The sequence below is a fragment of the Massilia agilis genome, from assembly GCF_024756255.1.
GTDB classification, from domain to species: Bacteria; Pseudomonadota; Gammaproteobacteria; order Burkholderiales; family Burkholderiaceae_D; genus Telluria; species Telluria agilis.
In genome coordinates, this window is the sequence record NZ_JANUHB010000002.1 from 153,928 (window position 1) to 179,196 (window position 25,269).

A 25,269-nucleotide genomic window follows, 5' to 3' on the forward strand; every position below is an offset into this window, starting at 1 on the left:
GTGATCCTCGAGGTGCAAGGCAAACAGGCTTACTGCTACACGGGCGGGCGCGCGTTCGATGCATCGCTGCCGGCGATCGTCTTCATTCACGGCGCGCAGAACGACCACTCGGTGTGGGCGTTGCAAACCCGCTATTTCGCACACCACGGCTTTGCCGTGCTGGCGCTGGACCTGCCCGGCCACGGCCGCAGCGGCGGTCCCGCCCTCACCACCGTCGAGGCGATGGCCGATTGGGTGCTGGCGCTGCTGACTGCCGCCGGTGTCGAGCAGGCCGTGCTCGCGGGGCACAGCATGGGTTCCCTGATTGCGCTGGAAGCGAGCCACCGCGCACCGGAGCGCGTGCGCGGCCTGGCGCTGCTGGGCACGACCTGGCCGATGAAGGTGTCCGACGCGCTACTCGAGACGGCGCGCAGTGACGAAGCGCGCGCGATCGACATGGTCAATATCTGGTCGCACTCCACCATCGCGCACAAGCCATCGTGCCCGGGGCCGGGGTTCTGGGTGATGGGCGGAGCCCGCCGGCTCATGCAGCGCATGTCGCAGCTAAACCCGGAGCAACTGTTCTACACCGACTTTGCGGCCTGTAACGCCTACGCCAACGGCCAGGCGGCAGCCGAAGCGGTGCGCTGCCCCACGCTGTTCGTGCTCGGCACCAAGGACGTGATGACACCGCCACGTTCGGCCAAGCTGCTGACGGGCGCAATCGGCCATGGGAGAATCGCCAGCGTGGACGCGGGCCACCAGATGATGAGCGAGCAGCCGGACGCGGTGCTCGACGCGCTGTACGGTTTCGCCAGCAAGCTCTAACGAGGAGGCAGCATGACGGCGCGCTACACCAGCTTTGCGGACTTCTACCCGTACTACCTGACCCAGCATGCCGACCGCCGCTGCCGTCGCGCGCATTTCCTCGGCACCTCGTCGGCAATCGCCGCGATGGTGCAGTTTGCCGACAGCCTGAACCCGTGGTGGCTGCTGGTGGCGCTCGTCACCGGCTACGGCGGGGCGTGGATCGGGCACTTCATGTTCGAAAAGAACCGCCCGGCCACGTTCGACCAGCCGCTGTATTCGTTCCGGGCCGATTGGGTGATGTACTGGCAGATGTTGACCGGGAAGGTGACCTGGTAATCAACCGTCGCAACGAAGTAGCGAACTCAGTATGGGTTCCGGCCTTCGCCGGAACGACGGTATATCAGCTCGCTATTCCGCCTTGCGCCGGTCCCCGAAATGCTCGGCCAGCGTCTGGTCCAGCCCGCGCTCCACCGCCTCTTCCACCTGGCGCGCCAGCGCCGCGGTATCCAGCGTCACGGGCGAGGACGGCAGCAGTTCCGGGCCGGTGGTCGCCAGCGCCTCCACTCCGGCCGCGCCGAAGATGAACAACCGGTACACGTCCGACAGCCTGAGCGTGCTCGGGTCGAGCAGCAGCACCCAGTTGTCGGTGTTCTCGCGCACGCCCTTGCCCCAGCGCGCCCGGGCCGAGATGTCGGTCTGCACCCGCCCGACCCAGCCGGCCGTGACCATCTGGTCGAGCAGCGTGCGCATTTCGTCGTAGCCGATGCGCGTGTGCGCCCGGATCGCCGGGCTGGACACCAACGTGGTGCCGGTAATCTGCGCGCCGCGGTAGAGCACCTTGAGGATCGCCATCGCGTCCACGAACTGCCCGCCCGGCACCGGCTCGTACCACCAGCGTTCATATTTCACCACCGGCAGCGCCGCCACCAGCAGCGCCCCCACCAGCGTGATCATCCACGACAGGTACATCCACAGCAGGAACAGCGGCAGCGCCGCCAGCGCGCCGTAGATCAGCGCATATGTCGGGAACTGGCCGATGAAGAGCGCGAACACGCGCTTGGCGACCTCGAACGCAAGCGCCGCCGCCAAACCGCCCCAGGCCGCGTCGCGCCAGTCCACCGGGCGGTTGGGCACCGTCATGTAAAGCAGCGTGTAGCCGCCGGTGGTGATGGCCACCGACACGCTCGAATAGAACAGCGCGCCGATGAACGGGACCGCCTTGACCAGAGCGCTGGTGGCCGTGAACAGCTGCGAGGTCACCGTCAGCGACAGGCCGAACAGCAGCGGCCCCAGCGTGAGCAAGGCCCAGTAGATGACGATACGCTGCACCAGCGGCCGCGGCCGGCGCACCCGCCAGATCTGGTTGAAGGCGCGCTCGATGGTGGCAATCATGGCCGTGGTCGTCACCAGCAGCGCCACCGCGCCCACGGCCGACAGCCGGGTGGCCTTGCTGGCGAACTGGGTCAGGTTGGAGGTGACGGTGTTGGCGATCGCCTTGGGCATCACCGTCTGCACGAAATAGGTGTCGAGGGCCGCGCGCAGCTGGCCGAAGATGGGAAACGTGGTAAAGATCGCCAGCACGATCGTCAGCAGCGGCACCAGCGCGAGCGTGGTCGTGAACGTGAGGCTGCCAGCCACCTGCGGCAGCTTTTCCTCGTTCAGCCGGCGGCGCGCAAAGCGCACCAGGTCGCGGGTTTCGCGCCAGGTCAGGCCGCGCACCATGTCCACGCTGACGTTGATCATTTCCGTGGTGGAGCGCGAAATCGATGAGACGGTCTTGGAAAGCATGTAGTCGCTAAAATTGTGCCGCGTACCGGGCATGTCACTCTGTAAAGCGCCCTATAATACCAACGATGAACCCATCCAATCTGACAATTCTCGTCCTGTATTACTCGCGCCACGGCGCCACCCGCAAGCTGGCGCAGTTCATCGCCCAGGGGATCGAGAGCGTACCGGGGACCGAGGCGCGCTTGCGCACCGTGCCCGCGGTGTCCACCGTGGCCGAAGCGACCGAGCCCGACATCCCGCGCAGCGGCAGCCCCTACGTGGAATTGCAGGACCTGGCCGATTGCGCGGCGCTGGCGCTCGGTTCACCCACACGTTTCGGCAATATGGCCGCCGCGCTCAAGTACTTCCTTGACGGCACCGCCACCGAATGGGTCTCGGGCACGCTGGCCGGCAAGCCGGCCGCCGTGTTCACGTCCACTGGCAGTCTGCACGGCGGCCAGGAAGCAACGCTGTTGTCGATGATGATCCCGCTGCTCCACCACGGCATGCTGGTGATGGGCCTGCCCTACACCCATCCCGAGTTGATGAACACCGGCAGCGGCGGCAGCCCCTACGGCGCAACCCATTGGGCCGGTATTGACGGTGACAAGCCGGTCACGGAAGATGAGAAGACATTGGCCATCGCGCTTGGTCGCCGTCTGGCGATGGCTGCGGTGAAATTGCGCGGAACACAGTGATGGAAAACCAGAAGTTCTTTCACGCCGGTGCGATTGCCAGCCTGGTCGCACTGATATTCTGGCTCGTGGCCTGGGAAATGGTCGTCGCGCCTATCCACGCGGGCGGTTCGCTGCTCGCCCTGAAGGTATTGCCACTCTTGATCCCGCTGCGCGGCGTGCTCAAGCGCGAGCTGTACACGCTGCAGTGGTCGTCGATGGTGATCCTGCTGTATTTTGCCGAAGGCGCCGTGCGCGCCTGGGCCGACGTGGCTGAGATGTCCCGCTTCATGGCCTGGGGCGAGATTATCCTGTCGGTAGCGTTTTTCGCGTGCGCCCTGCTGTACCTGCGGCCGTACAAAAAAGCGGCCAAGAAACTGGCCAAGGAGTTGCTGGATAAAGTGAAAGTACCGCATGACTGACGCCTTCCTCGAGCGCTGCCGCCAACTGATCGGCGCGTCCCATGTCCTGACCTCGCATGCCGACATGGCGTCTTACCTGACCGACTGGCGCGGTCGCTTCACCGGCCGCGCGCGCGCCGTCCTGCGCCCCGCCAGCGCCGCCGAGGTGGCGCAACTGGTGCAGGCCTGCGGCGAATACCGGGTGCCCTTGGTGCCGCAAGGTGGCAAGACGGGCCTGGTGCTGGGGAGCGTGCCGGACGACAGCGGGCTGGAAGTAGTGCTCTCGCTCACCCGCCTGAACCGCATCGTCCACATCGACACCGCCAACCGGACCATGCTGGTGCAGGCCGGCTGCATCCTGCAGCAGATCCAGGATGCGGCCGAGGAAGCGGGCCTGCTGTTCCCGCTGTCGCTGGCCGCCGAGGGCAGCTGCACGATCGGCGGCAACCTGTCCACCAACGCCGGCGGAACGGCGGTGCTGCGCTACGGGAACACGCGCGAGCTGTGCCTGGGCCTGGAAGTGGTCACCGCCCAGGGCGAGGTGTGGGACGGGCTGCGCGGCCTGCGCAAGGACAATACCGGCTACGACCTGCGCGACCTGTTCATTGGCGCAGAAGGCACGCTGGGGGTCATCACCGCCGCCGTCCTCAAGCTGTATCCGCAGCCCAAGGCGACCATCACGGCACTGGTGGCGACAGGCTCGCCGCGGCGCGCGCTCGAATTGCTGTCGCTGGCGCAGGACTACTGTGGCGCCAGCCTGACCGCGTACGAATTGATGTCCGACGTGTGCCTGCGGCTGGTCGGCCGCCATTTCCCGCACCTGCCGCGCCCGTTCGCCCAGGAGCACGCGCAGTACGCGCTGCTCGAAGTATCCAGCAACGAATCCGAGGAACACGCGATCGGCTTGCTGGAAGGGGCGATCGGCGACGCGCTCGAGCAAGGGATCATCGACGACGCCGTGGTCGCCACCTCGCTGGCGCAGTCGCGTGCGCTGTGGAATATTCGCGAGCACATTCCGCTGGCGCAGGCGGCCGACGGCAAGAACCTCAAGCACGACGTGTCGCTGCCGATCTCACGCATTGCCGACTTCATCGACCAGACCGCGGCCCAGCTGCAGCAGGCCTTCCCCGGCTGCCAGCTGGTGTGCTTCGGCCACCTGGGCGACGGCAACCTGCACTACAACGTCGCCCCGGCCGAGGGACAGTCGCACGATGAGTTCCTGGCCAACCAGGCGGCGGTCAGCCGGATCGTCCACGACAGCGTGCATGTTTTCGGCGGGTCAATATCCGCCGAACACGGGATTGGCGCGCTCAAGCGGAGCGACCTGACGCGCTACAAGTCGGCCGTTGAATTGAACATGATGCGTGCCATCAAAACCGCGCTCGACCCGCTCGGCATTATGAACCCTGGCAAAATTCTTTGACCAGGAGATGACCATGTTGCGACTCATTCCCGCGCTGGCCGCGTGCGCGCTGTGCCAGGGAGCGCTGGCACAGTCGGTGTTCAAATGCACGGTGGACGGCAAGATCGAATACGGCGACCGGCCGTGCGCGCGCGGCCAGGTGGTCGCGCTCAACGTTCCGCCCGCGCCTGGCCCAGGCGCCGCCAGCGCGGCCAGCCGCGAACGCGAGGCCTTGCTCGAGCTAGAAAAAATGCGCCTCGCCCGCGAGCTGCAGCAGGAACGCGCGCGCGCCAGCGCCGAGCGCGAGGCGCGGGCCGAAGCGCGCGAACGGCGCGCCGCCGACAGCCAGCGCCGCCGCTGCGGCAAGCTGCGCCTGCGCCAGAAGTGGGCAGATGAAGACCGCGCGCGGCTGACCGGGGCAGCGCTCGAACAGGCACGCATCAAGGCGCGGCGCGACGCCGAAACGCTGGCGGTGGAATGTCCGGCGTAAGCCTCCTGTCACGCTGGCTGCTGCTTGGCGAGTGGCGCGCGCACCCGGTGCGCGCACTGCTGGCCATTGCCGCGATCGCGGTCGGCGTGGCCATGGGCTTTGCCATCCACCTGATCAACGCTGCCGCATTCAACGAGTTCTCGGCCGCCGTCAAGAGCCTCGCCGGCCAGGCCGACCTGCAGGTGTCCGGGCGCGAAGCGCTGTTCGACGAATCGGTCTATCCGCGGCTGGCCACGCACGAGGGGGTCGCCATGGCCTCGCCCGTGCTGGAAGTGGCGGCCCCGGTCCCCGAGGCCAAGGGCACGCTCAAGGTGGTTGGCGTGGACCCGTTCCGTGCCGGCTTCGTCGAGCCGGGCCTGATCGGCACCTCGGCCAGGGGGCAGCAAACGGATGTGATCGCGGACGACGCGATCTTCCTTTCGCCCGCGGCGCAGGCGTGGCTGGACGCGCGTCCCGGCGCCACCGTCGCCCCGCGCGCGGGCACGCAGCCGGTGCGCCTGCGCGTGGCCGGCACGGTGCAGGCGCGTGCCGGGCAGCGCCTTGGCGTGATGGACATCGGCGCCGCGCAGTGGCGCTTCAACCGCGTCGGGCAACTGTCGCGCATCGACCTGAAGCTGCGTGCCGGCGTGGACCGGGCAGCCTTCGAACGCGCGCTGGCGGCGGAGCTGGAGCAGGCCTACCCCGGCCGCTTTCGCGTCGGCCAGCCCAACGACGAGCAGCAGCAAAGCCGCACCAACAACATGAGCCGGGCGTACCGGGTCAACCTGACCGTGCTTGCGCTGGTGGCCCTGTTCACCGGGGCCTTCCTGGTGTTCTCGACGCAGGCCCTGTCGGTGCTGCGCCGGCGCAGCCAGTTCGCGCTGCTGCGCGTGCTCGGGCTCGAACGCCGGCGCCTGCTGCGCCAGGTGCTGGTAGAAGGCGCCACGCTGGGCGTGATTGGTTCCCTGTGCGGCATCGGCGCCGGCTATGCGCTGGCGGCAGCTGCGCTGCGCTTTTTTGGCGGCGACCTGGGCGCCGGCTACTTCCCGGGCGTGCAGCCGCAGGTGGCATTCTCTCCGCTGGCGGCGGCCGTGTTCTTCGCGCTGGGCCTGGGCGTGGCGCTGCTCGGCTGCCTTGCCCCGGCACTGGAAGCGGCGCGCGCCCGGCCCGCGGTGGCGCTCAAGGCGGGCAATGACGAGGCGCCGCTTGCGCGCCTGTCGCGCGTGTGGCCCGCGCTGGTCTGCCTGGCCTGCGCCGCCGCATTCACGTTCGCCCCGCCGGTATTCGAGCTGCCGCTGTTCGGCTACTTTGCCATTGCGCTGCTGCTGGTGGGCGGCATCGGCCTGATGCCGCGCCTGGCGGCTTCCGTGTTCCACGTGCTCGACCGCCAGGTGCAAAAGAATCCGGCGCGCATGCCGATCCTGACGCTTGCCCTCGCCCGGCTGGCCAATGCCCCGGGCCAGGCCTCGATCGCCCTGGGCGGCGTGCTGGCCAGCTTCAGCCTCATGGTCGCAATGGGCATCATGGTCGCCAGTTTCCGCGTGTCGGTGGACGACTGGATGGTGCACATCCTGCCTGCCGACCTGTACCTCCGCAGCGCGCAAGGCGGCAACACCAGCGCTCTGTCCGCAGCCCAGCAGCAGGCGCTTGCGCAACTGCCGGGCGTGCAGCAGATCCAGTTCCTGCGCACGCGCCCGGTCTCGCTGCAGGCCGACCGGCCCGACGTGACCCTGGTCGCGCGCGACCTCGACCTGCGCGAGCCGGGCAAGCTGCTTGCGCTGATCGGCCCGGAAGCAAGCGTGCCGGCGGGCGAACGTCCGGCCTGGATATCCGAGGCCATGCAGGACCTGTACAAGGTACACCCGGGCAGCCGCATCTCGATACCGCTGGGCGGCGCGCCGCGCCAGTTCTTCGTGGCCGGGGTGTGGCGCGACTACGCCAACCAATCCGGCTCGGTCGTCGTCCGCCTGGCCGACTACCGCGCGCTGACCGGTGACCGCGAAGTGACCGACGCGGCCATGTGGGCCCAACCGGGCACCAGCGCCGACAAGCTGGCACAGTCGATCCGCGCCCTGCCCTTCGGCCCAGCGCTCACGCTGGCCCAGCCCGGCGAGATCCGCGCGATCAGCCTGAAGATCTTCGACCGCAGCTTTGCCGTCACCTACCTGCTGGAGGCGATCGCGATCGCCATCGGCCTGTCCGGCGTGGCCGCCACCTTCTCGGCCCAGACGCTCGCGCGTGCGCGGGAGTTCGGCATGCTGCGCCACGTCGGCGTCACCCGCACCCAGGTGCTGCGCATCCTCGCGTTCGAGGGCGGCTTCCTCACCTCGCTGGGCGTACTGTGCGGCTTTGCGCTGGGCCTGTTCATCAGCCTGATCCTCGTGTTCGTCGTCAACCCGCAGTCCTTCCACTGGACGATGCAACTGCACCTGCCCTGGCCGCTGATCGGCACCGTGGCGGCGGTGCTGGTGGTGGCGTCCATCCTCACCGCGCTGGCGTCCGGCCGCTACGCGCTGTCCGGCGGCCCGGTGCGGGCCGTAAGGGAGGACTGGTGAAAAGGCTGCTGCTCCTGTTGCTGCTGCTGGCCGCCGCGTGCTGCCAGGCCGCGCCGCCCACCTTTACGCCCGTCACGCCGGGCCGCACCCTCGTCTTCCCGGCCGACTTTGGCGCGCACCCTGAATTTCGTACCGAGTGGTGGTATGTAACCGGCTGGCTGCGTACGCCGGACGGCAAGCCGCTCGGCTTCCAGGTCACGTTTTTCCGCAGCCGCACCGGCAACGACCCGGCCAACCCGAGCGCGTTCGCGGCAAAACAGCTCATCATCGGCCACGCGGCGCTGTCCGATCCGGCGCTCGGCCACCTGCTGCACGACGAGCGCAGCGCGCGCGAGGGCTTTGGCCTGGCGTGGGCGCGCACCGGCACCACCGACGTCAAGCTCGACGACTGGACGATGGTGCGCGCGCCCGACGGCAGCTACCGCGTGTCGGTGCATGCGCGCGAGCTGGCGTTCGACCTGCGGCTCGAGCCCGGCCAGCCCGTGCTGCTGCAGGGCGAACGCGGCTTCTCGCAAAAAGGCCCGGCGCCGCGCAACGCCAGCTATTACTACAGCCAGCCGCAGCTCAAGGTCAGCGGATCGGCATCGCGCCGCTCCGGTGCCGCCGTGGCGGTGACCGGCACCGCCTGGCTGGACCACGAATGGTCGAGCGAAGCGTTGCAGGAAGACGCTGCCGGGTGGGACTGGCTGGGCGCCAACCTGGACGACGGCAGCGCCCTGATGGCGTTCCAGATACGCGCCAAGCGCGGTGGTACACTGTGGGCGCACGCAACCGTGCGCAACGCCGCGGGCGCGGTGGCACAATACGCGGCGGACCAGGTCCGCTTCACCCCGCAAGCGCGCTGGACATCCCCACGCACCGGCGCCGTGTACCCGGTCGCCACCGACCTGGCGCTGGGCGGCGCCACCTGGCAGCTGCGCCCCCTGCAGCAGGACCAGGAACTCGACTCCCGCCGCTCGACCGGCGCCGTGTACTGGGAAGGCGCGGTCAGCGTGCTGCTCGATGGCGCGCCCGCAGGCCACGGCTATCTTGAAATGACCGGCTACGTGGCGCCGCTCAAGCTTTGAACCGAACAACAGAACAACGCGTAAACACATGACCGACAGCTCCACCGGCACCGAGCCATCCCGCAAAGGCAGCCTTGCCGCTTTCCGCGGCCTGTTCCCGTTCCTTCGTCCGTACCGCCGCCAGTTCCTCATGGCCGGCATCGCGCTGGTGGTCGCAGCCGCTGCCACGCTGGCGATCCCCTACGCATTCAAGCAGATGATCGACCTGGGCTTCGGCGCCTCCGCCGGCGCCAGGAGCATCAAGCACGTGGACGCCACCTTCCTCGCGCTGTTCGCGGTCGCGACCGTGCTCGCGCTGGCCACCGCGGCGCGCTACTTCACCGTGTCGTGGCTGGGCGAACGCGTCACCGCCGACCTGCGCGAAGCGGTGTACCGCCACGTGGTCCAGCAAAGCCCCGAGTTCTTCGAGACCACGCAGACCGGCGAGGTGCTCTCGCGCCTGACGACCGACACCACCCTGATCCAGAGCGTGGTCGGCAGCAGCATCTCGGTGGCCCTGCGCAACGCCCTGCTGTTCCTCGGCGGCCTTGCGATGCTGTTCGTGACCAGCGTGAAGCTCTCCTCCATCATCCTGGGCCTGTTGGTGCTGGTGGTGGTGCCGATCGTGTTCTTCGGCCGCCGGGTGCGCAAGCTCTCGCGCGATTCGCAGGACCGCATCGCCGACGCCTCGGCGCTGGCCGGCGAAATGCTCAACGCCGTGCCCACCGTGCAGGCCTTCACCCACGAGCGCATCGAGGCTGACCGCTTCGGCCGCTCGGTCGAGGGAGCATTCCACACCGCGATGCGCCGCATCCGTGCGCGTGCTTTCCTGACCATGCTGGCCATCGTGCTGGTGTTCGGTACCATCGTGTTCGTGCTGTGGCTGGGCGCGCACGCGGTGCTGTCGGGCGACATGACGGGTGGCGACCTTGGCCAGTTCATCCTGTATGCGTCCATCGTGGCCGGCTCGATTGGCGCGCTGTCCGAGGTGATGGGCGAAGCGCAGCGCGCCGCCGGCGCCACCGAGCGCCTGCTCGAACTGCTGGCCGCGCGCTCCGAAATCCAGAACCCGGCGCATGGCAAGCCGCTGCCGCAGCGCACCGAAGGCGGCGCAGCGGTGGCGCTGGCGGACGTCAGTTTCTCGTACCCGTCGCGCCCGGACACTGCCGCGCTGGCGCACCTGAACCTGTTGATCCGCCCCGGCGAAACGGTGGCCGTGGTCGGCCCCTCGGGCGCTGGCAAGAGCACGCTGTTCCAGCTGCTGCTGCGCTTTTACGATCCGCAGGCCGGCGCCATTGCGCTGGACGGCGTGGACATTCGCGACCTTGACCTGCACACGCTGCGCGGCGCGATCGGCATCGTGCCGCAAGATACCGTCATCTTCTCTGCCGACGCGATGGAAAACATCCGCTACGGCCGTCCGGAGGCGAGCGACGACGAAGTGATCGCAGCGGCGAAGATGGCGGCCGCGCACGAGTTCATCGAACGGCTGCCGCAGGGCTACCGCTCGTTCCTCGGCGAGCGCGGCGTGCGCCTGTCCGGCGGCCAGCGGCAGCGCATCGCGATTGCGCGCGCCCTGCTCAAGAACCCGCCGCTCCTGCTGCTGGACGAAGCGACCAGCGCACTGGACGCCGAGTCCGAACGGCTGGTGCAGGCCGCGCTGGAAGCGGCAATGGTCGGTCGCACCACCCTCATCATCGCGCACCGCCTCGCTACCGTGCAGCGCGCCGACCGCATCATCGTCATGGAAGACGGCCGCATCGTCGAAACCGGCACCCACGCCTCGCTGGTTGCGCTGGGCGGCGTGTACGCCAACCTGGCCGCGCTGCAGTTCCACCACCTGCAGGCTGCGCCCAGCGAGACCCAGGCCTAGCCGCCTTTCGCCGTCCGCCGCTTCGGTGTACAGTGGCGGCGGGCCGGAATGGCCCATTTGCCAAGGAGCCCGTTTTGACCGACCAAGAACTGCTGGCACGCTGCCACACCGTCTTTACCAGCCACCGCGCCCGCCGTCCGGCCGAGATGTTTGCCGCCATGGGAGAGTGGTGCGAGGCCAACGGCATCGAACACGATGTGTACGGCGCGGGTGACCTGATCGAGTCGTTCGAACGCAAGGTTGCCGCGCTGCTGGGCTTCGAGGCGGCGGTATTCTGCGTGAGCGGCACCATGACCCAGGTCACAGCACTGCGGCTGGCCTGCCAGGACCGCGGACGTCCGCTGGTCGCGCTGCACCCGACCTCCCACATCATCGTGCACGAGCGCTCGAACTACCAGCTGCTCGGCCACTTCAACGCCCTGCAGGTGGGCGACCGCCACCGCACCTGGACGGTCTGTGACCTGCAGTCGGTGCCCGACCGCCTTGGCGCGGTGGCGCTCGAGATCCCGATGCGCGAGATCGGCGGCCAGATCACGCCCTGGTACGAGCTCGAAGCGATCAAGGCCCACTGCCGCGAGCGCGGCACGCACCTGCACATGGACGGCGCGCGCCTGTGGGAAGCGCAGGCCGGCTACGGCAAGACGGCGGCGCAAATCGCGGCCGGCTTCGATTCGGTCTACGTTTCGCTGTACAAGGGCATCGGTGGGCTGGGTGGCGCCATGCTGGCCGGCAGCCGCGAATTTGTCGCGCGTGCTTCGGAGTGGATGAAGCGCCAGGGCGGCAACGTCATCCACCGCTCACCCTACGTGGTGGCTGCGGCCATGCAGTTCGACGAGCGCCTTGCCGCCATGCCGGCCTACTTCGAGCGCACCCAATTCCTGTACGAGGCGCTGCGTGCGCATCCGGAGATCCGCGTCAACCCGGCCGAACCGCAAGCCAACATGCTGCACCTGCACCTGCCGGTCAGCCGCGACCGCGCACTGGCGATCCGCAACCAGCTCGCCGAGGAACACGGCATCTGGATCTTCAACCGCGCCTCGCACGCGGCGCTGCCGGACTCCAGCTACGTCGAGCTCTACATTGGCGACAACATGCTTGGCCTGTCGAACCAGCAGGTGCGCGACGGCCTGGCGCTGTTCGCCAAAGCCCTCGCCGCTTGAGCGGCTGGGTTAAAATCGCAATTTGTCCTTACATAGTCCAACACGATGCGCCAATACCTCGACTTCATGCGCCATGTGAAAGAGCATGGCGCGGTCAAGACCGACCGCACCGGCACCGGCACGCGCTCGGTGTTCGGCTACCAGATGCGCTTCAATCTCGCCGAAGGCTTCCCGCTGGTGACCACCAAGAAGGTGCACCTGAAGTCGGTGATCCACGAGCTGCTGTGGTTCCTGGCCGGCTCCACCAACATCGCCTACCTGAAGCAAAACGGCGTGAGCATCTGGGACGAGTGGGCCGACGCGAACGGCGAGCTGGGCCCGATCTACGGCTACCAGTGGCGCAGCTGGCCGGCCCCCAACGGCGAGCATATCGACCAGATCGCGCAGGTGATGGATCAGATCCGTAACAACCCGGATTCGCGGCGGATGATCGTCTCGGCCTGGAACGTGGCCGACGTGCCGAAGATGAAGCTGCCGCCCTGCCACGCGATGTTCCAGTTCTACGTCGCCGACGGCAAACTCTCATGCCAGCTGTACCAGCGCAGCGCCGACATCTTCCTTGGCGTGCCGTTCAACATCGCGTCCTACGCCCTGCTCACCCACATGATGGCGCAGCAGGCGGACCTGGACGTGGGCGACTTCGTCTGGACTGGCGGCGACTGCCACCTGTACTCCAACCACATGGAGCAGGTGGACCTGCAGCTGTCGCGCGCGCCGCTGGCGCTGCCCAAGCTGGTTGTCAAGCGCAAGCCGGACTCGCTGTTCGACTACAAATTCGAGGATTTCGAGGTGACGGGCTACGAGCCGCATCCCGGGATCAAGGCGCCGGTGGCTGTCTGATGGCTCAGATCACTCTCGTCGTGGCGATGGATGCCCAGCGCGGCATCGGCATCGACAACAAGCTGCCCTGGCACCTGCCCGAGGACCTGGCGCACTTCAAGCGCGTCACGCTCGGCCACCCGATCATCATGGGCCGCAAGACCTTCGACTCGATCGGCCGCCCGCTGCCCAAGCGCCGCAACATCGTCGTCACCCGCAACGCAGGCTGGACCCACGAAGGCGTCGAGGTCGCGTACTCGCTGGCGCAGGCGGTGGCGATGGCGGCGGACGAACCGGCCAGCATCATCGGGGGCGCGCAAATCTTCAACGAGTCGCTGGCAGTCGCGCACCGCATTATCATCACCGAGATCGATCACGTCTTCCGCTGCGATACCTTCTTCCCGGCGATCGATCCCGCCCAATGGGTCGAGACCGCGCGCGAGCGCCACCATTCCGAGGCCAATGGCTTCGACTATTCGTTTGTCACTTACGAGAAGAGAAAGTAAACAGGAATGTCCGGACACGGTTTTCACGTACACGGGCCGCATGACCATGCGGTCGAACACGTCGCCCATGGCAGCGACAACTTCTCCAACAAGATCGCAGTGATGACCGCGGTGCTTGCCACGGTGGGCGCGCTGTTCGGCTACCTGGGCGGCGCCACGCAGAACGACGCTGCGCTCTTCAAGAACAACGCGGCGATCGACAAGACCACCGCGGCCAATGCCTGGAACTACTACCAGGCCAAGTCAAACAAGCAGAACCTGGCCGAGCTGGCTTCCAACCTGCCGGGCGTGGACCAGGCCAAGTACAAGGCCGACGTGGCGCGCTACCAGTCCGAAAAGGGCGACATCAAGAAGGACGCGGAAAAGTGGGAAGCCTCGTCCGAGGAGTGGAACAAGAAGTCCGAGGAAGCGATGCACCGCCACCACCAGTGGGCATTGGCGACCACCGCCGAGCAGATCGCGATCTCGCTGGCGGCGATCACGCTGCTCACGCGCCGCCGCTGGCTGCTGAACGCGACCTACGTGGTAGCGATCATCGGCTTTGCGCTGGGGGCGTTCGCGGCCCTGCACGTCGATCCGCTGGGCGCGCTGTTTGCCGGTGGCGCGGCGGCGCACCACTGACGCCGAACAGGCACCCGCGCCCTTCACACGTCGTCCCCGCGCAGGCGGGGACCCATACTGAATCTCGAAGGGCGCACAAGCCGCGTGGATACAGCCTCAGCATGGATCCCCGCCTGCGCAGGGATGACGATTTCGCGTTGACGAGTGTTTGCTGAAAAACAACGGTGCGCCATCCCCATGCCTGTCTAGCTAACCTAACAAAAAAATTTCCACCGAACTGCTGATTTTCTGCGAAAATCCGCTTCTTATTTTTCGGTGCCGTGTGCGGTGGCCGCTCCTTGACGGGGTTGGCCGCTCCCACGGCGCTTCGCATTGGAGCTGTCCATGAAATTTCGTTTCCCGATCGTCATCATTGACGAGGATTTCCGTTCCGAGAACACGTCCGGCCTGGGCATCCGCGCGCTGGCCGCGGCGATGGAAAAGGAAGGCATGGAAGTGCTGGGCCTGACCAGCTACGGCGACCTGTCGCAGTTCGCCCAGCAGCAGTCGCGCGCCGCTGCCTTCGTGCTGTCGATCGACGACGAGGAATTCGGCGAAGGCTCGCCCGAGGAGACCAATTTCGCCCTGGCCGCCCTGCGCGCCTTCGTCGAGGAGATCCGATACAAGAACTCGGACATCCCGATCTACATCTACGGCGAGACCCGCACCAGCCGCCACCTGCCGAACGACATCCTGAAGGAGCTGCACGGCTTCATCCACATGTTCGAGGACACGCCGGAGTTCCAGGCACGCCACATCATCCGCGAAGCGAAAGCCTACCTGGACAGCCTGGCGCCGCCGTTCTTCCGCGCGCTGGTCAACTACGCCAACGACGGCTCGTACTCGTGGCACTGCCCGGGCCACTCGGGCGGCGTGGCCTTCCTGAAGTCGCCGATCGGCCAGATGTTCCACCAGTTCTTCGGCGAGAACATGCTGCGCGCCGACGTGTGCAACGCGGTCGAGGAACTGGGCCAGCTGCTCGACCACACCGGCCCGGTCGCGCGCTCGGAGCGCAACGCCGCGCGCATCTACAACGCCGACCACTGCTACTTCGTCACCAACGGCACCTCGACCTCGAACAAGATGGTCTGGCACTCCACGGTGGCGCCGGGCGACATCGTGGTGGTGGACCGCAACTGCCACAAGTCGATCCTGCACTCGATCATCATGTGCGGCGCGATCCCTGTGTTCCTGATGCCGACCAGGAACCACCTGGGCATCATCGGCCCGATCCCGCTGGAAGAATTCAGCCCCGAATCGATCCGCCGCAAGATCGAGGCCAACCCGTTCGCGCGCGAAGCGAAGAACAAGAAGCCGCGTATCCTCACCATCACCCAATCGACCTATGACGGCGTGGTGTACAACGTCGAGGTGCTGCGCGAGCTGCTGGACGGCGAGATCGACACCCTGCACTTCGACGAAGCCTGGCTGCCGCACGCGACCTTCCACGACTTCTACAAGAACATGCACGCGATCGGCAACGACCGCCCGCGCCCGAAGCAGTCGATGATCTTCTCGACCCAGTCCACCCACAAGCTGCTGGCCGGCCTGTCGCAGGCCTCGCAGGTGCTGGTGCGCGAGTCCGAGAGCGTGAAGCTCGACCAGGATGCCTTCAACGAGGCCTACCTGATGCACACCTCGACCTCGCCGCAGTACTCGATCATCGCCTCGTGCGACGTGGCCGCCGCGATGATGGAAGCGCCGGGCGGCACCGCGCTGGTCGAGGAATCGATCCTGGAAGCGCTCGACTTCCGCCGCGCCATGAAGAAGGTGGACGAGGAATGGGGCCAGGACTGGTGGTTCAAGGTCTGGGGCCCGGACACCTTCAGCGAAGAAGGCATCGGCACGCAGGAAGATTGGATGATCCGCGCCGAGGACGACTGGCACGGCTTCGGGAAGCTGGCGCCGAACTTCAACATGCTCGACCCGATCAAGGCGACCGTGGTCAACCCCGGCCTGGCGCTGGACGGCAGCTTTGCCGAGACCGGCATCCCGGCCTCGATCGTGACCAAGTACCTGGCCGAACACGGCGTGATCATCGAGAAGTGCGGGCTGTACTCGTTCTTCATCATGTTCACCATCGGTATCACCAAGGGCCGCTGGAACACGCTGGTGACGGCGCTGCAGCAGTTCAAGGACGACTACGACAAGAACACCCCGATGTGGCGCGTGATGCCCGAGTTCGCGGCTGCCTTCCCGCGCTACGAGAGCTGGGGCCTGCGCGACCTGTGCCAGGCCATCCACGACTTCTACAAGCAGTATGACGTGGCGCGCCTGACCACTGAGATGTACTTGTCGGACATGGTGCCGGCGATGAAGCCGTCGGATGCGTTTGCCAAAATGGCGCACCGCGAGATCGAGCGCGTGGCGATCGACGAGCTGGAAGGCCGCATCACCGCGATCCTGCTCACGCCCTACCCGCCGGGCATTCCGCTCCTGATCCCGGGCGAGCGCTTCAACAAGACGATCGTGGACTACCTGCGCTTCGCGCGCGACTTCAACGAGCGCTTCCCGGGCTTCGAGACCGACGTCCACGGCCTGGTCAAGCGCGTGGTGGATGGCAAGCTGGGCTACTTCGTCGACTGCGTCAAACAGTAATCGGCGTCGTAGGGTGGGCACCTGTGCCCACGCGGTGATACGCGCCGCGTAACCACCCGCGTGGGCTCGAGAGCCCACCCTACGGGCTGCGTCAAACAAAAAAAGGAGCCGGCCAGGCTCCTTTTTTCATCCTGCGGCGCCCTGCCGCATAAAACGTATCAAGCCTTCGGCAGCGTCACGCCATGCTGGCCTTGGTACTTGCCGCCGCGGTCCTTGTACGAGGTTTCGCAAATCTCGTCGCTTTCGAAGAACAGCACCTGCGCGCAGCCTTCGCCGGCATAGATCTTTGCCGGCAGCGGCGTGGTGTTCGAAAACTCCAGCGTCACATAGCCTTCCCACTCCGGCTCGAACGGCGTCACGTTGACGATGATGCCGCAGCGCGCGTACGTCGATTTGCCCAGGCAGACCGTCAGCACATTGCGCGGAATGCGGAAGTACTCGATGGTGCGCGCCAGCGCGAACGAGTTCGGGGGGATGATGCACACGTCGCTCTTCACATCGACGAACGAGTTCGAGTCGAAATTCTTCGGATCGACGATGGTGCTGTTGATGTTCGTGAAAACCTTGAATTCGTCGGCGCAGCGGATATCGTAGCCGTACGAGGAGGTGCCGTAGGAAATGATGCGGCGGCCATCGGCCTCGCGCACCTGGCCCGGCGAAAACGGCGCGATCATGCCGTGTTCGAGTGCCATCCGGCGGATCCATTTGTCGCTTTTAATAGTCATCGGGACGTCCTGGGAGAGCGGTAAATCCCCGCGATTTTACGCGAAAAAGCAGCCTGCGGCGTAAAAGTCTTTACGATCGGCCGAGCAACCGGGCGACCATCCGTTCGGTCTCGCGCGCCGCGACCAGGGGCGACTCCATGGGGTACAGGTGTCCGCCTTCGATCATCGCGATGTTCGCGCCAACCAGCCTGCGCGTAGAGCCCAGGCCCGCCTGCCGCATCTCTTCCGAGCGCGTGCCGCCGATGAAGCCTACCGGCACCGGGAACGGCTTCTTCAGCAGCGCGCCCATGTCATGCGGGAGCGTGTTGTAGATGTCGGTTTCGACTTCCCGGCTAAAGCGCAGCTGTACGCCCTCCGGGTGCGGCACCAGGCCGTTGTCCAGGTAGTCCGCCAGCACGCCCGGCGCCCACGCAGCGAACACCTGCTTCGATGCGAAGTGCTGGTACGCGGCTGCCGCATCCGGCCAGACCGTGCGGCGGCGCTCCGAGAAGCGCGCGGGCGAGAGCTTGTTGGCCCAGCCGCGCAGCTTGGCAAGGCGCCACAGCACGGCGCGCCAGCCGGCGACCACCGGCGAATCGAGCATGACCACGCAGCGGGCCAGGTCCGGCCGCTGGGCCGCCGCCAACAGGCTCAGGATGCCGCCCAGCGAATGCCCGACCAGGATCGCCGGCCGCCCGTGCTGTTCGAGTTGCGCGACCAGTTCCGCCGTCAGCGCGCGCCAGCCGTCGTCCACCGGGTACTGTGGGTCGTGGCCGTGCATGTCGAACGCACGCACGTCGAACTGCCCGTCCAGGGCGTCGAACAGTTGGCGATAGGTGCCGGCCGGGTAGCTGTTGGCGTGGCTGAAATGGAGCAGCGGCTTGGTCATGGATACTGGTGCCAAAAACACAAGTGGCCATTCTAATGCGAGATTCCGCGTGCGATTAGAGGGAAGCCACTACGGGCTGTCGTACCAGTAGCGGCGGTGCTCGCGCCGGTATTCGCGCACCGTCACCTGATCGCCAAAGTCGAGCATGACGGCGCCGGATTCGTCGGTGCGCAAGCGCCGGATGCCCATGACGCCGTAGCGCTCGAACACCTGCTGTTTGGGGTGATGGTAACGATTGCGATAGCCCACCTGGAACAGGCCGATCGAAGGGTGCACCGCCTCCAGGAACGGCGCCGTCGACGAGGTGCCGCTGCCGTGATGCGGCGCGAGCAGCACATCCGCCGCGAGCATCCCCGCCGCACGCGACACAAGCGCTGCCTCCTGCGCCGCTTCGATATCCCCGGCCATGAGCAGGCTGCGGCGCTGCCCTGCGATCCGCAACGTGCAGCTGCGCGCGTTCGATTTCAGGCCGGTGTCGGCATAGCTTGCTGCGCTGGGCTGCAGCATCTGGAACTCGATGCCGTCCCAGTTCCAGCGCTGCCCCGCCGCGCAGTGCACATGATGTGGCGCCGCCCGCGCGATGGCGCTGCCCGCCGAGAGCGACGATGCGACCCAGCCAAAGCGCACTGCCTGCAGCAACGCCAGTGCTCCGCCCGAATGGTCGGTGTCGCTGTGCGAGACCACCATCGCATCGATCGCACCGATGCCGCGCGCGCGCAGGTAGGGAGCGATCACACGGTTGCCACCGTTCGCATCGAGCGCGTAGGCCGGGCCGGTATCGTAGAGCAGCCGGTGGTGCTGCGTCTCGACCAGCAGGGCCATCCCCTGTCCCACGTCGAAGGCCGTGACGCTGAACTCGCCGGCGCCGGGATGCGTGGGGACCTGCGCGAGCAACGGCAGCCAGGCGCACGCGCCGGCCCAGCGGTGCGGCCAGCCGCGCGGGGCCAGCATCCACAGCGTTCCTGCGAGCGCCAGGCCGAACAGCCAGGCCGGCGGCTGCGGCGCCGTCCACACGGCAAGCGGCTGCGCGCCAAGCCAGGACAGCATGCGCGCGAGCAGCTCGACGGCTACGTGCGCGAGGACCAGAAGCCACCCGCACAGCGGCTCGGGCAGCAGCGCGCCCGCGAGCGACAGCGGCGTCACCACGAAGCTCACGAGCGGAATGGCCACCGCATTGGCCAACGGGCTGACCAGCGACACCTGTCCGAACAGCAGCATCGTCAGCGGCACCAGGCCAAGCGTCACCGCAAACTGGGTACGCAAGGCAGCACGCAGCGCGCCGCGCCAGCCCGTCTCCGGTTCTCCGATGCGGCCCACGCTGGCGTACAGGATCACGGCCACCGCGCCGAACGACAGCCAGAACCCGGGCCACAGCATCGCCCACGGATCGAGCAGCACGACCACGCCAAGGGCCGCGCACAGCACGTGCGACACGCTAGCGATGCGGCCGAACCACAGCGCGAGCGCCACCACCGCCAGCATGTAGAGCGTGCGCTGCGCGGGTACGCCGAAGCCGGCGAGCAGCACATACAGCAGCGCGACGGCGGCGCCTGCCACTGCCGCCACCTTCTGTGCCGGCAGCAGCAGCGGCAGCTGCGCGCGCGTGAAGAACGACCTGCGCCACAATGCCGCGACCCCGAGCGCAAACAAGCCCGCGACCATCGTGATGTGCAAGCCCGAAATGGAGATCAGGTGACTGATGCCGGTGCGGTTGAAGACGACCCAGTCGGACTGGTCGATGCCGCGCTGGTCGCCAATGACGAGCGCCACGATGACGCCAGCGTATTCCTTGCCCGGCAGTGCGCGCAAGATGCGTCCGCGCAGGGCGAAGCGCGCACGCTCGACCGCGTTGTCCGGCGTGGCAACGAAGGCATCCAGCCGCCGGTTGGCCTCGCCCGACGGGCGCACATAGCCGGTGGCGCGTACGCCCTGCTCCAGCAGCCAGGCCTCGTAGTCGAAGCCGTACGGATTGGCGTTCCCGTGCGGCCGCTGCAGGCGCACGGTGAGCCGCCAGCGCTCGCCGGGCAGCACCTCGGCCGCGTTCCCGCCGCGCAGGCCGTCATACCACGACAGCGCCACGAGCGGCGGCACCCGCGGCCCGCTACCCTCGGTGCGCTCGACCCTGAAGTTGAAGCGTACGCCCTGCTCGAACCGATTCGGCAGGCTGTCGACGGTGCCAACGACCGTGAAGTCACGCCCCTCCTCCTCGTGCGCGAGCCCGCTGCCCAGCGCCAGTCCGGCAACCAGCGCCGCCCAGCAAAAGCCCAGGAGCGCGCCAGCCAATGCTGCACGCAGCGGACCGCGCAGTGCGACGGCCAGCACAAGCGCCAGCGCCATGCAAGCCGCCAGAATGGCATGGCCTGGCAGGTCCGCGCAGGTCTGCAGCAGCCATGCGCCCGCGACAAAACCGAGGATCGCACAGCGCATCAGTCCTCCGTTCCGCTACAAGCGCACCGGAGCAGCCGCCAGTTCAAGGCTGACCGGAAGCGAGGGCGTCCGCGGGCAGCTTGCTGGCTGGCGCCGACGGTCGCAGGCGAATGCTCGAGGAAATCGCGTCCCATAGCTCCAGCACGCTGTCTTGCGCAAGGCTGGATTGCACGGGCTTGCCACCCGCGCGCGGATTGCGCCCGGTCTCCATTTCCAGGTGCAGGAATGGGGCATGGACATCGGTCTCGTTGCCCGCCATCTCCCAGTCCAGGCCGAATCCCGTGCTCAAGTTCAGCTCGGTCACCTTGACCGCCACCTCCTCCCCGGCCAGTCCATTGATCGATCGCTTTCCTTCCCGCAAGGTCTTGAAGGCAGCGCGCATCCACAGCGGTTCCCGCGCCGCGGCCCGCGCGCTGCGCTCCAATAGTCCGTGGCGCGGCTTGGTGCCCGCCATCGTCGAAAATGCGATGACCACATCAGGATGGCCGGGAATGTCCACGAAGATGCTGGTGCTTTCGCCCTGGTCGGCCGCCAGCGGATCGACAAACATTCCCTCGCCAAAACAGAAGCCCGGCTCGGCGGGAATGACGCCGGGGGCGACGCGCCGCAGCTGGCGGATCAGCTTTGGCAGGTTCTCGATCAGTTGCGGGTTGTAATCGTCCGCGATCACGGCAAAGCTCAGGCCATCGGCATGCACGTGCGCTTCGAGCGCAACGCCTTCCAGCACCTGGCGCTTGCCATAGTCCATCGTGTAGCTTGCGTTGCGGCCGAAGACGAACATCTTGCCGTCGAAGCCGTTAACATGGATCCGTGTCGCCGATTCCAGGTTCTGGCGCCGCAGCTCGTTCGGCTTGGCTTCGATCTCGGCCTGGCGTGCCGCGACGCGGGTACGGAATGCGTCGCTTGTCTCGGGAAACGCGTTGACGTGAAAGCCATCGATGAAGGTTTGGCTGCGTGACAGCCGCATGCCTTCCGGCAGGTCGATCAGGAAGCGGCCAACGCAAACCGTCTTCGTTTCGCCGGCAAGCAGCGCCTCCTGATGCCCTCCGGACCGCCGCGGCAAGGCGAAGACGGCGCCGAGTAGCAAGCCAAGCAAGAATAGCGAACCCAATACCTTCGTCAGTCGCTTCGCGGCTATCACGCACACCTCCAGGCAAGGAGATCGTCAGGCTTCCGGCGGTTCCCCGGGACCAACCCCGGGTACGTCGCCCTGCGCATCGGCATGCCGCAAAAGCTGCCAGTTGCTGCGGCGCCGGATGATTGGCGGACTGGCTGCCTTCGCAAACACGCCGGTCGGCAGCTGGAAGGTGGCAGCCGGGAGCAGCGTGCCACTGGCGAACCAGCGCGTTCCGTCCAGCGCCGCCGATTCCTCGCATCGCCACCAACCGCTTGCCGGGCACGGCTCGCCCGTCTTCACGTAAGTGCCGAGCGGCGTGTTGGCGCCGGCGCCCGCCGGCAGCACGCTGCCGGCCTGCAGCGCATCGGCGCGCGGCACTTCCGCCTGCTCCAGATGTGGCGATGCCTGGGCGCGCGACGCCGTTCGCCGGTCGGCCAGTTTCCAGATCGTTGGCGTACTCGCCTCGAAACTTGGCTGGATGCCGCGCACTTTCTCCCAGACCGTCGGGGCGGGCAGCAATAGCGCCTGCGGCATGCGCTGCCCCTTCTTCAGGTACTGTCGCTGGCCACCCAATACCCGCACGCCATTCCCCCCTTCGCTGCACTGCCACCAGCCGCTCTGCGGGCAGGTTTCCCCGGCGCGCGCGTTCGTTCCAAGTTGCGCACCCGGGGCGGGGGTCGGCGCAGCCGGTATCGGCGTGGTGGGCCGTAACCGCACGCTCGCGGAAATCTTGTCCCACAATTGCACCAGCGCCGATTCGGTCAGGCTCGATTGCACCGGCTTTCCGCCGGCATGGGGATTCAGGCCGGTCTGCAGCTCCAGGCTAAGCAAGGGCGCGTGCACGTCGTCTTCCTTGCCGAACATCTCCCATTCAAAGCTGAAGGTGGTGGCGAAATTGAGCTCGGTCGCCTTTTCGACCAGCTCCTCGCCACGCAAGCCATTGATGACGCGCCCGCCTTCGCGCAGGGTGCGCACGGGCAGCCGCATCAACAGCGGGAGCGACTCGTTGGCGGCGGCATTGCGCGCCAGGAGTGGCCGCGAAGGCCTTACGCCGGCGGTGGAATCGAACACGATTGCCAGGTCGGGATGTCCCGGTAGTCCGGCAAAGAGGGTCGCGCGCTCGGTCGGGTCGTGATGCGGATCCTGGACGATCGCATGGCCGACGCAAAATCCCGGCCGCGCCGGCAGCTCGTCGTCGCCACGCACGGCGATTTTTTCGAACAGTTTGAGCATGGCGCCGGCAAGCGCCGGATCGTAATTCTCTGTGCTGAAGTGGAAGCTCACGCCCTCACCGTGCAGGAATCCTTCCACCGCGACCGCCTCGACGTGGCGTTCCTTCGCGTTCTCCGTCCAGTCGGCGCGCCATCTGCCAAACACAAACATCTTGCCGTTGAACGCCCCGCTGCGGTAAGTCTTGACCAGCTCAAGATTCTTCTTGCCGAGCTTGTTCATCTGGCCCGCGATTTCGGTTTCCCGCGCAGCCACCCGCCGCGTGAACTCGCCGTCGTCTTCCAGCCGTGTCCAGAGGTGAAAGCCGTCAATGAAGGCCGGGCCGTAGCTGACGGTGGCATTGGCGGGAAGATCGATCAGGAATCGGCCAAGACAAAATGTTTTCATCTTCTCAGTCATCTTCGCCACCCTATAGCGATCATGGATGCCTTGCATGGCCAGCACGTCGGCCATCAGGAAGAACGCCACCCCCAGCAGAACCTGTAGTGGAAGCAAAAAGCCGGAGCGACGCTTCATTTCAGGCTCTGTACGATCTTCGCAATCAGGTATTGCGTGAGCAGGATCACGTCCTCGTGCTGGAAGCTCCCCTGATGGCTGTAGCCCTGCATCCGGAACGCCTGCAGCACGCCCGTCGCGGCGCCGGCACCTGACTGGTACGGGACCGTGTCGTCGCCGGCTGCGTCCTGCAGCCATGGACGAAAGCGCAACGGAAAGCGGCCCTCCACCTGGACCTCCCTGGTCCCATCCGGAAAGCAGTGGCTCAGGCGGGCTTGCTTGAGGTTGTTGTCCGTGATGACGAGGTTCTGCCCGCTTGGCTCCGCGGCCACCCAGCGGATCTGGCCGAACGACCGATGCTCCTCGTCCGCGCCGTAATAGGCGTAGGTCCGGGGATGGTAATAAGGCCTCGGTTTTGCGCTGGGCATCGCGGCGGCCGATGCCGGTTGCGCCGCGGCCTCGCTGCTGCCGGCGGCTGGTCCGTCCGCCAACACGGATCGGTGAAATTGCTCCGCAGTGCCGATCGCCTTGCTGATCATCGCCGACACCCCGCCGGGCAAGCGCGCGTAATCCTTGGCCGGGTCCGCCAGCGCCGGATCGATCATCCTGTACCAGCTTTGCGTGTCGCGGTAAAAGTCGTACGGGTTGCCCTGCGGCAGATTGAGCACCTCGCGGTACTGCTCCGTCTTGTTGACCGTCCGCACGGTCTTCACGCTCAACCAGGGCGCCGGATAGTACTGGTTCGGCAACAGCTCCAGCACGCCGGGCGACACGGCCATGACCGGGGTGGTCTCCTCCGCCGTCCGCCCCGCGATCACGGCGAACAGTTCGTCGGGCACATTGTCCCCAAGGTCACGATTGAAGCGGCCCCCTTCCGTGCCGCAGGCGATGCGCCGGTACGCGACCGGCGCGCCATAGGCCGGCATCACCCCGTGGATCACGCCCAACACCTGCGCCGGAATCTGCTTGGCGCAGGCGCGCGCCACCAGGCCGCCCATCGAATGGCTCACGAGGATCACGTGCTTGCAGGTCCAGTTCCCGACATTCCATTCCTTGATGATGGCCAGGACCCGCTCCCGCAGCCGGTCGGCCGAAACGGCGCACGACTGCAGCCAGTTGTACCCCACGGCATACACGGGAAAGTAGTGGGCGGCATGCACCATCAGCTCATCCTCGGTCAATGGCGCGATATTGCGCACGCCCCAGCGCGACGGCGCGCAGCCGATGACCTTGCGCCAGTGCGGCAAGATCTTCCTTTGCTGGCCGGACTGCTCGAAGGTGGTGTTCAACTCCTCCTGCAGGCGCGCCAGCAAGGCGCCGTAAGAGCCAACGTGTACTTCGCCCCAGCCCTGCTGCCGCATTTGCTCTTCCTTCAAGGACGATTCCGGCAGGTCGCCGCTGCGGTCCACGTCGAGCAGCGCCGGACTCAGGATCTTCTGCCGCTGGATCGGATCGCGCCGCAGCCAGCGCCGCACTTCGGTAATTCCCTGCACCAGGCCATTCGGCGGGCGCCACGCTGCTTCGCCCGGCTTGAGGTCGACCTGGTTGGTCACCACGGCGTTGGGGCGCACCTTGAGGTTGGTACCCATGATCCCAGGAACAAAAATCACCGGGATCACCTTCTCGGGAGGAACCCGCAACAAGCCGCGAACCTTGAACGCCCTGGGCGTGGCCACCGAGTGCGCGACAAGGCTGCCATCCTTGGTGTCGATGGTTGGCGGTGGCAACGGCCTGGTCGGTTCCGTCAT

21 protein-coding genes are annotated in these 25,269 nt (G+C 66.8%); 14 read left to right on the forward strand and 7 right to left on the reverse strand.

Annotation, left to right across the window (positions count from 1 at the left end; genetic code table 11):
• Nucleotides 1-807 (forward strand): alpha/beta fold hydrolase, encoded by an 807-nt coding sequence (locus tag NX774_RS07600; protein WP_258821578.1) that lies wholly within the window; start codon nucleotides 1-3, stop codon nucleotides 805-807.
• A 12-nt stretch (nucleotides 808-819) separates the two neighbouring features.
• Nucleotides 820-1,125, forward strand: coding sequence for an Mpo1-like protein (locus NX774_RS07605; RefSeq protein ID WP_258821579.1), 306 nt, complete (start codon nucleotides 820-822; stop codon nucleotides 1,123-1,125).
• 72 nt (nucleotides 1,126-1,197) lie between these two features.
• On the opposite strand, the gene NX774_RS07610 is transcribed toward NX774_RS07605, so the two are convergent.
• Nucleotides 1,198-2,577, reverse strand: coding sequence for a YihY family inner membrane protein (locus NX774_RS07610; protein WP_258821580.1), 1,380 nt, complete (start codon nucleotides 2,575-2,577; stop codon nucleotides 1,198-1,200).
• 65 nt (nucleotides 2,578-2,642) lie between these two features.
• Between NX774_RS07610 and wrbA the strand changes: the two genes are divergently transcribed.
• The 12 genes from wrbA to NX774_RS07670 all read left to right on the forward strand — a co-directional run bounded on the left by wrbA (nucleotide 2,643) and on the right by NX774_RS07670 (nucleotide 16,659).
• Nucleotides 2,643-3,254 carry an NAD(P)H:quinone oxidoreductase gene (gene wrbA / locus NX774_RS07615; protein WP_258821581.1) on the forward strand — a complete coding sequence of 204 codons (612 nt, stop codon included), beginning with the start codon at nucleotides 2,643-2,645 and terminating at the stop codon, nucleotides 3,252-3,254.
• Nucleotides 3,254-3,652 carry a DUF2069 domain-containing protein gene (locus tag NX774_RS07620; protein ID WP_258821582.1) on the forward strand — a complete coding sequence of 133 codons (399 nt, stop codon included), beginning with the start codon at nucleotides 3,254-3,256 and terminating at the stop codon, nucleotides 3,650-3,652. The genes wrbA and NX774_RS07620 overlap by 1 nt, the downstream gene beginning before the upstream one ends.
• Nucleotides 3,645-5,054, forward strand: a complete 1,410-nt coding sequence (locus NX774_RS07625; RefSeq protein ID WP_258821583.1) for an FAD-binding oxidoreductase — start codon at nucleotides 3,645-3,647, stop codon at nucleotides 5,052-5,054. The genes NX774_RS07620 and NX774_RS07625 overlap by 8 nt, the downstream gene beginning before the upstream one ends.
• 13 nt (nucleotides 5,055-5,067) lie before the next feature.
• On the forward strand, nucleotides 5,068-5,523 hold the full coding sequence (locus NX774_RS07630; RefSeq protein WP_258821584.1) for a DUF4124 domain-containing protein: 456 nt from the start codon (nucleotides 5,068-5,070) through the stop codon (nucleotides 5,521-5,523).
• Complete coding sequence (locus NX774_RS07635; RefSeq protein ID WP_258821585.1) at nucleotides 5,511-8,057, forward strand: FtsX-like permease family protein; 2,547 nt, start codon at nucleotides 5,511-5,513, stop codon at nucleotides 8,055-8,057. The genes NX774_RS07630 and NX774_RS07635 overlap by 13 nt, the downstream gene beginning before the upstream one ends.
• A complete protein-coding gene (locus NX774_RS07640; RefSeq protein ID WP_258821586.1) occupies nucleotides 8,054-9,124 on the forward strand; it encodes a lipocalin-like domain-containing protein in 1,071 nt (356 codons plus the stop codon). The genes NX774_RS07635 and NX774_RS07640 overlap by 4 nt, the downstream gene beginning before the upstream one ends.
• A gap of 28 nt (nucleotides 9,125-9,152) precedes the next feature.
• The gene (locus NX774_RS07645) at nucleotides 9,153-10,976 is read left to right on the forward strand and encodes an ABC transporter transmembrane domain-containing protein (protein ID WP_258821587.1); all 1,824 of its coding nucleotides are present in this window, start codon (nucleotides 9,153-9,155) and stop codon (nucleotides 10,974-10,976) included.
• A gap of 74 nt (nucleotides 10,977-11,050) precedes the next feature.
• Nucleotides 11,051-12,136: a threonine aldolase family protein gene (locus NX774_RS07650; RefSeq protein ID WP_258821588.1), complete on the forward strand. Its 1,086-nt coding sequence runs from the start codon at nucleotides 11,051-11,053 to the stop codon at nucleotides 12,134-12,136.
• Between the two features lie 45 nt (nucleotides 12,137-12,181).
• A complete protein-coding gene (thyA, locus tag NX774_RS07655; RefSeq protein WP_258821589.1) occupies nucleotides 12,182-12,976 on the forward strand; it encodes a thymidylate synthase in 795 nt (264 codons plus the stop codon).
• Nucleotides 12,976-13,461, forward strand: a complete 486-nt coding sequence (locus tag NX774_RS07660) for a dihydrofolate reductase (RefSeq protein ID WP_258821590.1) — start codon at nucleotides 12,976-12,978, stop codon at nucleotides 13,459-13,461. Before thyA ends, NX774_RS07660 begins: the two co-directional genes overlap by 1 nt.
• Before the next feature lie 6 nt (nucleotides 13,462-13,467).
• On the forward strand, nucleotides 13,468-14,082 hold the full coding sequence (locus NX774_RS07665) for a DUF4337 domain-containing protein (protein ID WP_258821591.1): 615 nt from the start codon (nucleotides 13,468-13,470) through the stop codon (nucleotides 14,080-14,082).
• A gap of 324 nt (nucleotides 14,083-14,406) precedes the next feature.
• Complete coding sequence (locus NX774_RS07670; RefSeq protein WP_258821592.1) at nucleotides 14,407-16,659, forward strand: arginine/lysine/ornithine decarboxylase; 2,253 nt, start codon at nucleotides 14,407-14,409, stop codon at nucleotides 16,657-16,659.
• A gap of 158 nt (nucleotides 16,660-16,817) precedes the next feature.
• On the opposite strand, the gene dcd is transcribed toward NX774_RS07670, so the two are convergent.
• From dcd to NX774_RS07700, 6 genes are all read right to left on the reverse strand, one after another.
• A complete protein-coding gene (gene dcd, locus NX774_RS07675) occupies nucleotides 16,818-17,384 on the reverse strand; it encodes a dCTP deaminase (RefSeq protein ID WP_258821593.1) in 567 nt (188 codons plus the stop codon).
• Between the two features lie 70 nt (nucleotides 17,385-17,454).
• Nucleotides 17,455-18,252, reverse strand: a complete 798-nt coding sequence (locus tag NX774_RS07680; protein ID WP_258821594.1) for an alpha/beta hydrolase — start codon at nucleotides 18,250-18,252, stop codon at nucleotides 17,455-17,457.
• Between the two features lie 69 nt (nucleotides 18,253-18,321).
• On the reverse strand, nucleotides 18,322-20,679 hold the full coding sequence (locus NX774_RS07685; RefSeq protein ID WP_258821595.1) for a DNA internalization-related competence protein ComEC/Rec2: 2,358 nt from the start codon (nucleotides 20,677-20,679) through the stop codon (nucleotides 18,322-18,324).
• A 43-nt stretch (nucleotides 20,680-20,722) separates the two neighbouring features.
• Entirely contained in the window at nucleotides 20,723-21,820 is a 1,098-nt protein-coding gene (locus tag NX774_RS07690) for a T6SS immunity protein Tli4 family protein (protein WP_258821596.1), read from the reverse strand.
• Between the two features lie 24 nt (nucleotides 21,821-21,844).
• On the reverse strand, nucleotides 21,845-23,542 hold the full coding sequence (locus NX774_RS07695; protein ID WP_258821597.1) for a T6SS immunity protein Tli4 family protein: 1,698 nt from the start codon (nucleotides 23,540-23,542) through the stop codon (nucleotides 21,845-21,847).
• A complete protein-coding gene (locus NX774_RS07700) occupies nucleotides 23,539-25,269 on the reverse strand; it encodes an esterase/lipase family protein (protein ID WP_258821598.1) in 1,731 nt (576 codons plus the stop codon). The genes NX774_RS07695 and NX774_RS07700 overlap by 4 nt, the downstream gene beginning before the upstream one ends.